Below are 12,745 nucleotides of genomic sequence, written 5' to 3'. Positions count from 1 at the left end.
ACCCCGCAGTGCTCAAGAACATGGATTTTGCTTTAATGAACGAACGATCCATCATCCAAGCCCCGGAACCGAACGGCGGCAACCTGTGGGTCGACCAGTATCTGCCATCGACCGTGGTGGAGCAGCCCAAGGGCCCGCAGATCGACGTTGCCTGGCTGCGCGGCGCGCTCTTCCGCCAGCGCTGGCTGATCGGAGCGATCATCGCCCTCGCCCTGATCGGGGGCGTGGCGCTGACATTGGTGACGCCGCCGACCTACCAGGCCAGCGCGACCGTGCGCGTCTCGCCCTGGGGCACCAAAATCATGGAGGGACAGGAAGTCGAATCGCCGATCGCTTCGGCGAGCGAAATCGACAACTACATCCAGACGCAGATCGAAATCATCCAGAGCCGCAGCCTTGCCGAGCAGGTCGCCCGCGCGCTCAATTTCGGCAAGCGGACCGATCTTCTCGGTGCGGATGTCGAAGCCAGCCGCCCGTCCAACCGCACCGACGCGCAGTGGGAAGAAGACAAGATCAAGATGGCCGCCGGCATCCTGCGCGGCAGCGTCTCGGCCGAGACGACCGGCGGCGCGCTGATCATTGCGATCAGTGCGTCCTCGGAAAAGCCGGCCCTCGCGGCAGAGATCGCCAATGGCTATGCCGCCGCCTTCGTGCAGACCGACGTGCGCCGCAGCATCGACAGCAACGCCTATGCGCGCGAATATCTGATGCAACAGATCGAGCAGGTGCGCGGCCGTCTGAACGAGGCGGAACTGGCGGCCAACGCCTATGCCCGCAATGCCGGCATCGTCACCCAGCAGACCATGGGCACCGACCCGGAAGGCGGTGCGAGCACGATCGTCGGGGCCAACCTCTCGAGCGTCAATGCGACCTTCGCGACCGTCCGGGCCAACCGCATTGCGGCCGAGCAGAAATGGCGTGCGATCGCCAACCTGCCCGCCTCGCAGATCCCCGAAGTGCTCAGCAGCCCGGTCGTGCAGGGCCTGACCGAGGAGCGCGCCAAGCTGAACGCCGAGCTGGCGGTGCTGCGCCAGCGCTACAATGACGATTTTCCCGCGATCAAGGACATCCGGTCGCGGCTGTCCTTCATCGATCAGCAGATCGAGCGCACCGGGGCCGACGTGAAGTCCTCGATCCGCAGCCAGTTCCAGATCGCGCGCCAGCAGGAAGCCGCGATGGAGCAGGAACTCGGCTCGGTCACCTCGAAGGCCATGGTCGAGCAGGACAAGAGCATCGAATATTCGGGTCTGGAGCGCGAAGCCGAGGCGCTGCGCGAACAGCTCAAGGCGCTGCTTGACCGCTTCAACCAGATCAACACCGGTTCCAACCTGCAGAGCAGCTCGATCACGCCGCTCGATACGGCCACCGTGCCCACCAGCCCGGTCTCTCCCAGCCTTTCGCGCAATCTGCTGATCGCGCTGGTGCTCGGGATTGCGGCAGCGGGCGGGCTTGCGCTGGTGCGCGAGACCTTCGTCGACCAGTTCCGCCGCGGCGAGGACATCGAGGATCGTCTGGGCCTGACCTTCCTCGGCCAGACGCCTTTCGTGAAGACCGAGGACCTGGAGGGCGAGGAAGCCAACCAGTTCAGCACGCTCATGGAAGCCTATGCCGCGATCCGGTCGACGATCGACTACGCCGTGCCGCGCCGCGGCGCGGTGGTGCAGTTCACCAGCAGTCAGGCGTCCGAAGGCAAGAGCACGACCTCGCTGATCCTCGCGCAGCTGTTCGCGCGTTTGGGCCGCAACGTGCTGCTGATCGACGGCGACTTGCGCAAGCCTTCGGTGCACGCGCTGCTGGACCTCGAGCGGCCCCCGGCAGGGCTTGCCGAAGTGCTGCTGGGCCATGTCAGCTTCGACGATGCCAAGATCGACATCGTGCGCGAAAACCTCACGGTGCTTTCGGTGGCGGGGGTTCCGCCGAACCCGGTGGAGCTGGTGTCCTCGCAGGCCTTCCGCGATTTCGTCGAGGAGCGGCGCGCGGAATACTCGATGGTCATCATCGATTCGAGCCCGATGCTGGGCCTCGCCGACTCCGCGGAAATCGCGAAGGTTGTCGATGCGACCGTGTTCGTGATCGAAGCCAACCGCACCAGCCTCGCGCAGGCCCGCACCTCGATCAACCGCCTGCGCGCGGTGGGCGCCAACCTGCTCGGCGGCGTGCTGACCAAGTACCGCGCGCTGGAAGCGGGGGCCGACTATTCCTACCAGTACCAGTACTACCAGTACGGCAAGAACTGACGGGTGTCCGGTCTGCTGCGGCAGGCCGGGCGCTTCCTTTCCCGTCACCGTTCCCGCAACCGGAGCCAGCCCTCTCCCGTGACGCGCCTCGCGCCTCCCTTGTCGAAAGCTGGCGGGCGTGACAGGCCCTATGTCCTGCACCTGTCAGGCGACTTTCCCGATCCCGTAGAATCCTTCAAGACCAAGGTGATCAAGACCCTGGTCGACCTGACCGCGGATGCCTTCGATCACCGCGTGGTATCGATCAACCGGGTCAGCCCCAAGGCCGGGGCCTTGGCGTCTCTGCTGCCGGGCCAGCCGATCCGGATCGTCGAGCAGGCCTTCGAGCATGGGATCGCGCTCAGCTATGTGGCACCCGGGCGCGGGATCATGCATCGCACCATGCTGCGAAAGCTCGCTGACTGGCTGACCGCGCGGCTGCTCGCCGAAGACCGGCGCCCCGATCTGATTGTCGGCCACAAGCTCACGATCGAGGGGATCGCCGTGCGGCAAGTCGCCGAGCGCCTCGGCATTCCCTACGCGATCTCGATACAGGGCGACACGGACACCAAGATCCTGTCGGTGCGCCGCGATCTGGGAGGGGAATACCGGCGGATCCTCGAGGGCGCGAGCATGGTGTTCCCCTTCTCCCCCTGGGCGTTCGAGCGCATCCTGTCGCAGCTGGGCATTGCCGAGCTGCCCTTCCTGATGCTGCCCTGCCCGACCGATATCGACACCCCGCTCGCACCGCGCATCGGCGGCGAGGGATGCGTATCGGTGTTCCATCTCAAGAGCTTCAAGCGCAAGAACCTCGGCCATATGGTCGGTGCCGCGCGGCTTCTGGCGCAGGATAGTAGCGGCTTTCCGGGGCTCACTGTCATCGGCGGCGGCGAACCCGGGGAGGTTGCGGCCTGCAAGGCCCTGATCGGCGACACCCCCGGAGTGGTTCTGGCGGGACCGATGGGACGGGAGGATGTGCGTCAACGCCTCAACCGCGCGACTGCTTTCGTCCTGCCGTCGGTGAGCGAAACTTTCGGACTGGTGTTCGTAGAGGCGCTGTTTGCCGGAACGCCGATCATCTACCCGGCCGGCACCGCGGTTGACGGCTACTTCGACGACTGCGGTTTTGCGATAAGGGTCGATGCCCGCGATCCGCGCGCGATCGCCGATGCGATGGCGCGGGCCTGCCGTGAGGAACAGGCACTCAAGGCGGAGCTCGCCGTCTGGCAGACCAGCGAACATGCCCGGCAGTTCATGCGGCCCGCGATCGCGGCCACCTTCGCCGCGGGCCTCAACCGGGCGATGGCGGGCAGCGCGGCGTCAGGTTGAGGGGATCTGCCGGGTGCCGACCACCCGCGCAGGCACACCGACCGCAATGGCATTGGCGGGAATGTCCCCGCGCACCAGCGCCCCCGCCCCGATGATCGCGCCATCGCCGATGGTCGCGCCCGGCAACACGATCACCCGCGCACCCAGCCAGACATCCCGGCCGATCACGACATCGGCTTCGTCCATCAATTGCTTGGTGACGGGCGCGCCGTCGTTGAAGCGGTAATTGGCGGCGGTGATCAGCACGTCGGGGCCGAACAGCACGTCATCCCCGATCACGACGCGGCCCTGCTCCGGGCCGGCCCAGATGAAGCAGCGCGATCCGATGCTGACCCGCGCCCCGATGACGATATTCCGCTCGTTGCTGAAATTGACGTCCGGCGAGATGCGGCAATCCTTCGATGGCCGCATCACCTGCATCGGCTTCACATGCGAGTAATTGTAATAATTGACGATTTTCACAAGGTGAAGCCATGCGCGGATATTCAGCACGGACTTGATCAGCCGCACCAGCCGCTCCGAGCGCGACAGGGAGACCTTGCGCGCACCCTCGGCCAGAGGAGATGCCCCGATCTGTTCCATCAGTAGCCTGCCAACCATTCGCTGCGCCGCCGCCAGACCGATCGCCACGGGCGCGCCGCCTCGGGCTTGCGACCGGTGACGCTCTCCAGCAGCGTCCGCATCATCGCCCATACGACCAGCAGGACAATGCCCAGGGGTCGGGTGAGCGCGTTCCAGTGATCGCGGATCAGGGTCACCTGTCCCTTGAGGACCTTGACCATCCGGTTCTCGCTCTCGCTATAGGAGGCGCCGACATGGTGGACGATCTGCGCATCGGGGGTCACCATCGGGCGATAGCCGAGCTTGGCGGCGCGCAGGCACAGATCGGCCTCCTCGCCGAACATGAAGTACTTCTCGTGAAAGCCGCCGAGTTCGTCCCACACCTTCTTGCTGGTCATCAGCAGGCAGCCCACGACGATGTCGACATGGCGCACCGTGTCGCGCTTCCAGCCGCCGATCGCCTCGGGGTTGAACAGCACCGAATTGGGAAAGGCCCGCGACAGGCCGAGGGCGCGCGACAGCAGGCTCCAGACGGTCATCCGGTTCCAGCACGAGGCAATGTTGAGCGAGCCGTCCGGAAAGACCGTGCGTCCGCCGACAATGCCCGCCTCGGGATGGGCCTTGGCAAAGGCGAGCAGGTTCTCGATCGCGCGCGGGTGGGTCTCGGTGTCGGGATTGAGCAGCAGCAGCCAGGGTGTGCGGGCCTCGGCAGCGGCAGCATTGTTGGCGGCGGCAAAGCCGAGATTGTCGGCCGAGCGCACCAGCTTGACCTCGGTCGGGAAGCGTTCGGCCACGGCATCGGCCGAGCCGTCAACCGAGGCATTGTCCCACAGCACCACATCCATCGAGACATCGCCGGCATTGGCCAGAAGGGTCTCGAGCGCGATCAGGGTGAGCTCGCGGGTGTTGTAGCTGACCATGATCACGGTCAGTTCGGGAACGGCCTGCGTCCTCGGCGTCACGGCACCTTCGCGCTCTTCCGCAAGGTTGTCAGTCATGATCGTTGTTCCCTGCGTCATCGATGTTCCTTCGGAGTTCACGGTCCGGCAAGCGCCCCACTGCCGGATCGATGGCACGCAGATGTTGCTCGCGTACGTCGGCGTCGGCGAAACGTCCGTAGTGTCCCACGGCGATGCCCGACTTGATGATCCGGGCCGGATTGCCCGCAACCACCGACCCCGGCGGCACGTCCTTCGTCACCACGCTGCCGGCACCGACAACCGAGCCGTCACCGATGGTGACACCGGGCAGGATGATGCTTCCCCCGCCGATGAAGCAGTTCCGGCCGATGCGCGTGTGCAGGTAGAGCCCGCGCGTGCGGTCGTGGGTCAGGATGCGCGCGTCGAAGGCGACATAGCTGTATTCGCCGATATGCACGCCGCGCGGAAAGGTCTGGTCCGGCTTGGCAGAGAAGGACATCTGCACCGTGGGATGGATGTCCATCTTGGAGATGTGGCACAGGTAGGCCCATCTGCCTTTCAGGACCAGCTGACGCAGCCAGGTTGACCGGTTCAAGCTCATGGGTCAGATGCGCCTGATTATGGCGCGCCTTTGTGGCTGGGGCTCAGCCTTCACGGTTCCCAGGGTCGAGCCGATGCCCAGCAACATGGCATACCAGGTCAGCATCCCGCCGAAGAAGGACACGGAGAAGGCGGCGATCGCAAGGATGGCCAGCGCGATCGACAGGCCGATGAGCGTCGAATGATCGGGATCGGACCTGCGCCCGGCCGTCAGCGCTGTGCCCGCCACGGCCCACAGCGTCGCGAGCAGCAGGAACAGTGCCGAAGGCAGGCCGCTGCGGACTGCGAGGTGCAGCCAGAGGGTGTCGATACTGTCGCCCATCCATGCCAGCGCTTCGAATTTCTGATACCCGATGCCGAAGAGCGGATGGCGCACCACGGACTTGCCCCCGTATTCCCAGATCAGCAGGCGGTAGAGCCCTGTGGCCGGGTCCATCGTGAAGCGGATGAGGACGGAGAGGATGCCGTTCTTGGACACCACGTGCAGGACGGCGAACAGCGCCGCGACAGAACCCAGGAACAGCGGCCAGCTCAGGAACGAGACGACACGGCGCAGATAATCGTAGATCGCCAGCGCGATGAACAGGACCACCCCGAGGATCGCCGCCGAGCTGAGCGAGAAGAAGGCAGCAAAGCCCGCCGAGAAGCCGAGGAACCGCGGGATCCCGCGGGTCTTGGAGAAGTAGTAGATCGGCAGCAGGGTCGAGAAGAACACCCCTGCCAGAATGGGGTGGGAGAACGGCCCCATCGCGCGCAGCAGGCCCATGCGCGTATCGGTCGCGATCCGGAAGGCGGAGGTCTGGCCGTATTCCGACGTGCCGAGGCTGCCGAACGCAGCCGCCGCCGCATCGCGAATGAAGCGGCTCTGGGTAACGCCTTCGACCGGCATCAGAACCGCAAACACGAACACGACCGGCGAAAGGATGATCATAAGGCGCCGGAAATCGTTCATGTTCCGGATCGACGCGCGCGCGATGAAATAGGGGGCGATGAGGTCGAGCGATGCGCCGATCCCCGAAGGGATACCGATCACGGCTCCGTAGTTGGCCACAAAGGAAACGGTGATCCAGCCCGCACCGATCGTCACGAACAGATCGTTCGCCCGGAATTGCATCGCGCCGCGCGAGAACTGGAAGAAGACGAAAGGCAGCAGGGCGATCCACGCGATCCGGTAGGCGTAAAGCGTCTGGCCAGCCAGAGCGACCCTGACCTCGGCCGGCATCAGCAGCGCGAGGGCGAGGATCAGCAGCGGCGCAATCCGGAGATATTCCGATGCGGCGCTGGCGGGCCTGGGACGGACGACATGGCGAGGCCCGGCCATTCCCCCCGGTACGCCCGGCGGAATGATGGCGCCCGCAGGCACCCTGAGGCTAGGGGACTTGTTGCTTGTCGTCACAGGTCTGTTCCGTCCCCGGCACTAAACCGCGTGCCAGACGGTGGCAACACAGATTGCCCCGCCCGCCCTGCGCTCCGCCGCATCTCAACCATGTGACGCTCCGGCGCGCGCATTCATGCGTTTACGAATGGCAGCCATGGGCGACTCCACAAGCCGGTACATGACGTAGGCAAAGGCCAGCGAAAGCGCGGCGGCAATTACCGCCCGCACGATTGCCGGCGCATCGGGCGCGCCTTGCTTGACGGCGATGATGAAGGCGTAGTGGATCAGGTAGATGGTATAGGAATACAGCCCGACCAGCTGCACGGCCTTCCATCGCAGCGGCGCGATCAAGGGCGACCTGCCTTGCAGGATGAAGGCGAAAACGAAGAACAGAGCGATGCCCTGAACGGTGTATTTGAAGCCATATTCGAAGGCATCGAACTTGATGACAAAGGACACCAGCACGGCCAGACCGGCCGCCGCGAGGTGCCAGAACCCGACCTCGATGCACTCGTCCGGCTCGTCCAGCAGCGGGTTCGACCACAGCGCCAGCACCGATCCGAACAGGATCGAGTCGATCCGCGTGTGGGTCCAGTAATAGTTGGAATAGGCGATATCGAGGATCGCGATGTTGAACATGCGGATCAGCAGGACCGCCATGCACATGACCGCACAGATCAGCGCAATCTTCCGGGGTTCGAACCGCCGCGCCATCAATCCGAACAGCAGCGGGAAGGCGAGATAGAAATGCTCCTCCACAGCGAGCGACCAGAGCGGCGAGGGCAAGCCTGTTCTTTGTGCAAAGTCAGGCATGTAGTTCGCGAAAAACAGCGCCTGGCTGAGGATGTCGTACCAGGTCAGCTCGACCTTGAGCACGCCGAGCGCAACCATCGACCCCATCGCGATCATGGATATCCAGAGCGGCGGGTTGATGCGCAGAAAACGGCGGATGTAGAACGCCTTGAGATCGACCCGGCCGTTCCTGGCGAATTCGACCCGCATCAGCGAAGTGATCAGATACCCGCTGAGAAAGAAGAAGATCGTCACCCCGAATCCCGAAGGAAAGCTCGGCAATATCTGGGCATGGCCGATAAAGACGATCGAAACCGCAATCGCCCGCATGCCATCGAGCTCGGGCACATGCTTGAACGTCCTGGGCACCGCTTGCTGATCACTGGAGGTGCTACGTTCAAGCATTCTTGCCCCATTCGTGCCCTGAGCAGGATTTCGGCCGCGCCCCTTCAGTCCAAAGCGGGAGAGAGAGAGTTTGGAGGGCGCGCTGCCTTTCCTTCGTCAATTTTGATCACCGAGACCAGTCCAATCTCGCTGCACCGGGGCCAAAAAGCGTTTTCCTACTCCCGATCGATGTGAAACAAGTTGTTCTCACTTTGTTCAAAGGAGATGACTATGCCCGAACGCACCTTCGAAAATTCCGTCGACAGCCCGACCGCGCCTTCGCTCGATTGCATCACCATCACGCCCAGCGACACGCTCGACCTGCCCCAGATCACCAAGGCGATCTATGTCGGGGAAGGTGGCAACGTCGTCCTGCGTCCCGCGCTGGGCAATGCAGACGTGCTCTTCAAGAACGTGCCGACCGGTAGCACGCTGGACGTGCGGGTGCGGGCCGTGCGGGTGACGGGGACGACGGCGTCGGCTCTGGTGGGGCTGCTCTGATGTCCGGTTTCGGCTTCGGCCACCGGGGCTCCCGGCGACAGCAATTCACGAGCAGCAGTGCACAGATCCTCAATAGCCTCACGGTCACCGGGGTCACCTTCACTTTCGCCGCGCCGCGGCCTGCAGGCCAATACGCCAACGGCGACTGGTGGGTGCTCGGACCGGTGGCGATCACCGCGATCTCGCCGCCGGGCGGCGTTCAGGCGAGCGGGGTCGACGGGAACGGCGCGACCTTCACCAACCGGCGCGTCCACGGGACGGTCGTCAACCCGGGCCATCGCAGCTATGCGCCCGGCGGCCTCACCACCAACAACACCGGCAACGGTGTGCGGCAAGGCTTCGACACGTTGGGGAGCGGGGTCGGTCTGGCCCTGCAATATGATCCGGCCATGAACGTCGACCCGGGGGCGACCGGCGTTCCCCTCGTGGTGGTCGAGGGGAGCGTCATGAAATTCGTGTCGGCACTCACCAACATCCCGTTCCAGAACCGCCCCGTCGGGCTCGACATGGTGGTTCTCACGGTCGTGAGCAGCATCCCTCCTCTTGATGCGGCCCGCCCGGGCGTATCGCGTGGCAACAAGTCATGGCGCATCCGGCGGTCGAACTTCTCGCTCGCGCCCTTTCGCAACCTTGCGCCGACGCCGAGCGCGTTCACCTACGCGCAGGCGCTCGATGCGGTCGATCGCTATATCGAGACATCGTTCCCCGACTTCATCAACAGCAACTCGGCCAAGGGGGTCAACAATCACGACGAATATGGCCGCAACGTGGGCAATGACCTGCACCGGGCCCTGCTCTGCCTGCACCTTTCCAGCTTCACCGCCGAGCAAAAGCTGACCCTTCTCACCTACATGGCCGCCATTGCCGACGACATCGTCTCGCGCATGGAGGAAGGCGCCGTCGTGCTCGGCGGCGGCGGGGGGAACCAATGGAAGAAGCCGATCGTGGTGATGTGCGCTCTCGCCTTGGGAGCGAATGCCCCGCAATCGTGGCTCAAATACCTGTCGGCCGCCGAAAACTTCCGCTGGGCCGAAGACAGCCAGATCTTCCGGGTCGAGGCGCTGGATATTTCCGTCCCGAAATTCGCCGGTGATGGTCGCCCCCGGGCACCCTATACCTACCAGATGTTCGGCAGCGCCGAATGGGGCGAACTGCACTCGGTCACCCGTGAACGGGACGGGTCCAACTGGAACGCCTATTATCGCGATGTCGTGGGCTACTCGCTTTACCCCGGCGTGCTGGCAGTGGAACTCGCCACCGGCGGCAAGGCCCTGTGGGATAATCCGGAATTCTGGCTGTACATGGACACCCTCTATCTGCGCCGCACCGAAGGCGGAGCAGGCAACACGATGCTGCCCTTCGGCCTTGAAATGACGAACGCCTACCGCCCTGCCAAGACGACGGTTCCGGCGCTGGTGGAAGCAGGCATCAGAGGCAACGCGATCTGGCTGCGCTTCGATCATGCCCTGAACGAGCTCGCCACTCCCCCGGCGGTCTCCGATTTCGTCGTGACCGTGAACGGTGCGCCGGTGACTGTCGCCACTGCATCCGTGTGGCGCCAGAACGCGGGCCTCTCGCTCGTAAACGCCGTGACAGGCGGCGATGTGGTCACTGTCAGCTACACCAGCGGTCTGAACAAGCTGCGCAGCGTGGACGGGATCAACGTGGCGAGCTTCACCGGTCAGGCCGTCACCAACATCTCCGAGACCACGGGCGGGCCCAACCCGGCCTATCCGGTGGTCGAGTTCACCAACGGTGTGCGGCGCACCCTTACCGGTGGCGGTCTGGCGGCGGCCGATAGCCAGGTGGGGACCATGGCGCTGCTCAGGTTCCGCTTTCCGGCCCTGCCGGCAGCCGACGTCGATCTTATCGGCAACACTTCGGGCACGCCCGGACTGAGGCTCATGCTGCGCAGCAATGGCCAGCTGGAAATGCGGATCGCCAATGCCGCAGGCACGGCGCAGGCGCGCGTGCAGATCGGCGCGGCAGGCGCGTTTGCGCCGAACACCGACTACGACATCCTGATCAGCCTCGACCTTGCCCAGCCGACGGCCGTGGCGGGCTGCAACTGCTACGCCAATGGCAATGCCGTGACAGTGACGGGATTGACCTGGGTCGCCGGAGGAAGCGCAGGCTGGACCCGCGCAGGCTTCTCCGGAACGCTGCTCAACCATGGCAACGCTACCTTCCGCCTCGGAGCGTTCTATCTCAATACCGCGACCCGGCTCGATCTGGCGAACAGCGCCAACCGCGCCAAGTTCTCCAGCGTCACTTCGGGGAATCTCGATATCCTGACGCGCGGCGACGGGATCACGGGTGCGATTCCGGCGCAATTCCTGGTCGGCAGCGCCACCCAGTGGAACGATGCGGGCGGCATGAACCGGGGCAGCGCGGCGGGACGGTTCTTCGTCACGAGCGGCGCGACGACGCTGATCAGCGGGGCGGACTGGATCTGACTCGCCACTTTGGCGAGGCTCGGGCGGTCAGGCGGGATTGGCCGGCCGCCCGAGCCGCGTCAGGATGGCCTGCTTGGCCGCAGCCGGCATCTGGAACCAGCACAGGGGGGCAAGTAGTCCTCCAAGGATGACGGCGCAGGCCATGGCAGGCAGCCAGCCATCGGCGTAAGGCGACACGGCCAGCGCTGCGGCGATCAGCGCGGCGGGGCCGGCCAGATGGAACAGCACCCGTGCCTCGCCGAAGCCGGCCTTGGCGAACATGATGACGCAGTCGATCAAGGCGCGAAGCGAGAAGGCCAGCGCGATCCCCGCCAGACCCAGCCACAGTCCGAAGCCGTAGAGCATTGCGCAATAGAGCGGCAGCTCGGCCAGATGGACCAGCGCGGTGAAACGCGAATCCCCGCGCGCATGGATATGCGCATAGGGCACATTCGCCAGTGCATTGACCCAGAACCCGACCAGCGCGATTTGGCCCACAATCACCGAACGCTGATCGAGATTGTCGCCCAGCCAGAGCCGCAGCAGCGGCTCGGCCATGCAGATCAGGCCAATCACCACGAAGGCATACATCTGCCCGACGAGCACCACGGCATCCTTGCCCAGCGCCTCCGCGCGCTCGGCAGATTGCGATGCGAGGCGCGGGAACAGCGCCTGCACGATAGCCATCGGCAGCATTACCGTGCGCTGGGCAATCTGGAACGGGACCGAATAGGCGACCACCGCCGCTGCACCGATCGCGGCCCCGATGACCACCCGATCGGACATCGTCATCAGTGGTCCGATGATGGCTGTCACCATGATCCACACGCCGAAGGTGAACAGCCGCCGCAGCTCGGCGGTCGAGGGATTGACCGTCTGGCGCCGCAGGAACACCCGCCACATGCTCGCCATCACCATCAGCAGGCCCGCCACCCGGCCGACGAGCGATGCCGCGAGCAGCGAACTGAGATCCGCCGAATAGAAGATCGCCACCAGCAGCGGCAGGATCTGGGCCAGCAGATTGCTGACGGTGGTCCCGACCGACACGACCCCGAACCGTTCGAGCCCGGTCAACGCCCCCGAGGACACGCCGGTATACATGATCACCGGGACGCACAGCGCGAACAGCCAGGTCGACCGCAGGGCCTCGGCCTTGAGCGCCTCGCCCGCTTCGAAGTAGGATCCGAAGAACACATTGGCCGCGACGAACACCAGGGCTGCCCCGGCGAGCGCGATCAATGTCGCCCCGTAGAGCGCCGACCACACCACGCCCGCGCGCTCGGACGCGTCGGCATCGGGCATCGACGAGAGCCGCTGGGTGATCGCGCGACCGAGCCCGAAATCGGCCTGCCCGAAATAGCCGAGCAGGATCCAGGCGATCAGCAGGGCGCCATACCGCTCGTTGCCGATCAGCGAGATGTAGAACGGCACGGTCAGGATGCTGACGACCACCCCGGCAACAGTCGGCATCAGGCTAAGCAGCGAATTCTTCGCCAGTTTCATCCGGGAACCCTTGGCAGCAGCATCAAACGAGCATGCTGCAATGCGGCAAAAATCGCGGCAAAGCTACATTTTGCTGTTTCAAAGCCGTGCACGGCGGGTTATTGCCTTATGCAAGGCCAACAGGCA

General features: G+C 64.7%; 9 protein-coding genes and 1 pseudogene. 4 read left to right on the top strand and 6 right to left on the bottom strand.

Annotated elements, in window-relative coordinates; genetic code table 11:
* The first annotated feature begins 35 nt into the window (after window positions 1-35).
* Together PFX90_RS16200 and PFX90_RS16195 are read left to right on the top strand one after the other, a co-directional pair.
* Complete coding sequence (locus tag PFX90_RS16200) at window positions 36-2,237, top strand: GumC family protein (RefSeq protein ID WP_285713704.1); 2,202 nt, start codon at window positions 36-38, stop codon at window positions 2,235-2,237.
* A gap of 78 nt (window positions 2,238-2,315) precedes the next feature.
* A complete protein-coding gene (locus tag PFX90_RS16195; protein ID WP_285713703.1) occupies window positions 2,316-3,545 on the top strand; it encodes a glycosyltransferase in 1,230 nt (409 codons plus the stop codon).
* Here PFX90_RS16195 and PFX90_RS16190 read toward each other — a convergent pair.
* The 5 genes and pseudogenes from PFX90_RS16190 to PFX90_RS16170 form a co-directional block, all read right to left on the bottom strand.
* Entirely contained in the window at window positions 3,537-4,127 is a 591-nt protein-coding gene (locus PFX90_RS16190; protein ID WP_285713702.1) for an acyltransferase, read from the bottom strand. The two genes, PFX90_RS16195 and PFX90_RS16190, sit on opposite strands and share 9 nt — an antisense overlap.
* Window positions 4,127-5,104 (bottom strand): glycosyltransferase family 2 protein, encoded by a 978-nt coding sequence (locus tag PFX90_RS16185; protein WP_285713701.1) that lies wholly within the window; start codon window positions 5,102-5,104, stop codon window positions 4,127-4,129. The genes PFX90_RS16190 and PFX90_RS16185 overlap by 1 nt, the downstream gene beginning before the upstream one ends.
* A 145-nt stretch (window positions 5,105-5,249) precedes the next feature.
* Window positions 5,250-5,525: pseudogene (locus PFX90_RS17150) on the bottom strand (DapH/DapD/GlmU-related protein); the annotation flags it as partial.
* A 105-nt stretch (window positions 5,526-5,630) separates the two neighbouring features.
* A complete protein-coding gene (locus PFX90_RS16175) occupies window positions 5,631-6,947 on the bottom strand; it encodes an O-antigen ligase family protein (protein ID WP_285713699.1) in 1,317 nt (438 codons plus the stop codon).
* Between the two features lie 159 nt (window positions 6,948-7,106).
* Entirely contained in the window at window positions 7,107-8,201 is a 1,095-nt protein-coding gene (locus PFX90_RS16170) for an acyltransferase family protein (protein WP_285713698.1), read from the bottom strand.
* 204 nt (window positions 8,202-8,405) lie between these two features.
* Here PFX90_RS16170 and PFX90_RS16165 point away from each other — a divergent pair, with 204 nt between their 5' ends.
* Window positions 8,406-8,681: a spike base protein, RCAP_Rcc01079 family gene (locus PFX90_RS16165; RefSeq protein ID WP_285713697.1), complete on the top strand. Its 276-nt coding sequence runs from the start codon at window positions 8,406-8,408 to the stop codon at window positions 8,679-8,681.
* Window positions 8,681-11,137, top strand: a complete 2,457-nt coding sequence (locus PFX90_RS16160) for a SwmB domain-containing protein (RefSeq protein ID WP_285713696.1) — start codon at window positions 8,681-8,683, stop codon at window positions 11,135-11,137. Before PFX90_RS16165 ends, PFX90_RS16160 begins: the two co-directional genes overlap by 1 nt.
* 27 nt (window positions 11,138-11,164) lie before the next feature.
* On the opposite strand, the gene PFX90_RS16155 is transcribed toward PFX90_RS16160, so the two are convergent.
* Window positions 11,165-12,619: an oligosaccharide flippase family protein gene (locus PFX90_RS16155; RefSeq protein ID WP_285713695.1), complete on the bottom strand. Its 1,455-nt coding sequence runs from the start codon at window positions 12,617-12,619 to the stop codon at window positions 11,165-11,167.
* Window positions 12,620-12,745: the final 126 nt, after the last annotated feature.

The organism is Erythrobacter oryzae, assembly GCF_030271515.1.
GTDB lineage: Bacteria > Pseudomonadota > Alphaproteobacteria > Sphingomonadales > Sphingomonadaceae > Erythrobacter > Erythrobacter oryzae.
This window is presented reverse-complemented; position numbering and strand designations above follow the sequence as displayed.

Coding starts and splice junctions, on each gene's coding strand:
- PFX90_RS16200 (WP_285713704.1), top strand. CDS start 36: ATGAACGAACGATCCATCATCCAAGCCCCGGAACCGAACGGCGGCAAC.
- PFX90_RS16190 (WP_285713702.1), bottom strand. CDS start 4,127: ATGGAACAGATCGGGGCATCTCCTCTGGCCGAGGGTGCGCGCAAGGTC.
- PFX90_RS16185 (WP_285713701.1), bottom strand. CDS start 5,104: ATGACTGACAACCTTGCGGAAGAGCGCGAAGGTGCCGTGACGCCGAGG.
- PFX90_RS16175 (WP_285713699.1), bottom strand. CDS start 6,947: ATGGCCGGGCCTCGCCATGTCGTCCGTCCCAGGCCCGCCAGCGCCGCA.
- PFX90_RS16170 (WP_285713698.1), bottom strand. CDS start 8,201: ATGCTTGAACGTAGCACCTCCAGTGATCAGCAAGCGGTGCCCAGGACG.
- PFX90_RS16165 (WP_285713697.1), top strand. CDS start 8,406: ATGACTATGCCCGAACGCACCTTCGAAAATTCCGTCGACAGCCCGACC.
- PFX90_RS16160 (WP_285713696.1), top strand. CDS start 8,681: ATGTCCGGTTTCGGCTTCGGCCACCGGGGCTCCCGGCGACAGCAATTC.
- PFX90_RS16155 (WP_285713695.1), bottom strand. CDS start 12,619: ATGAAACTGGCGAAGAATTCGCTGCTTAGCCTGATGCCGACTGTTGCC.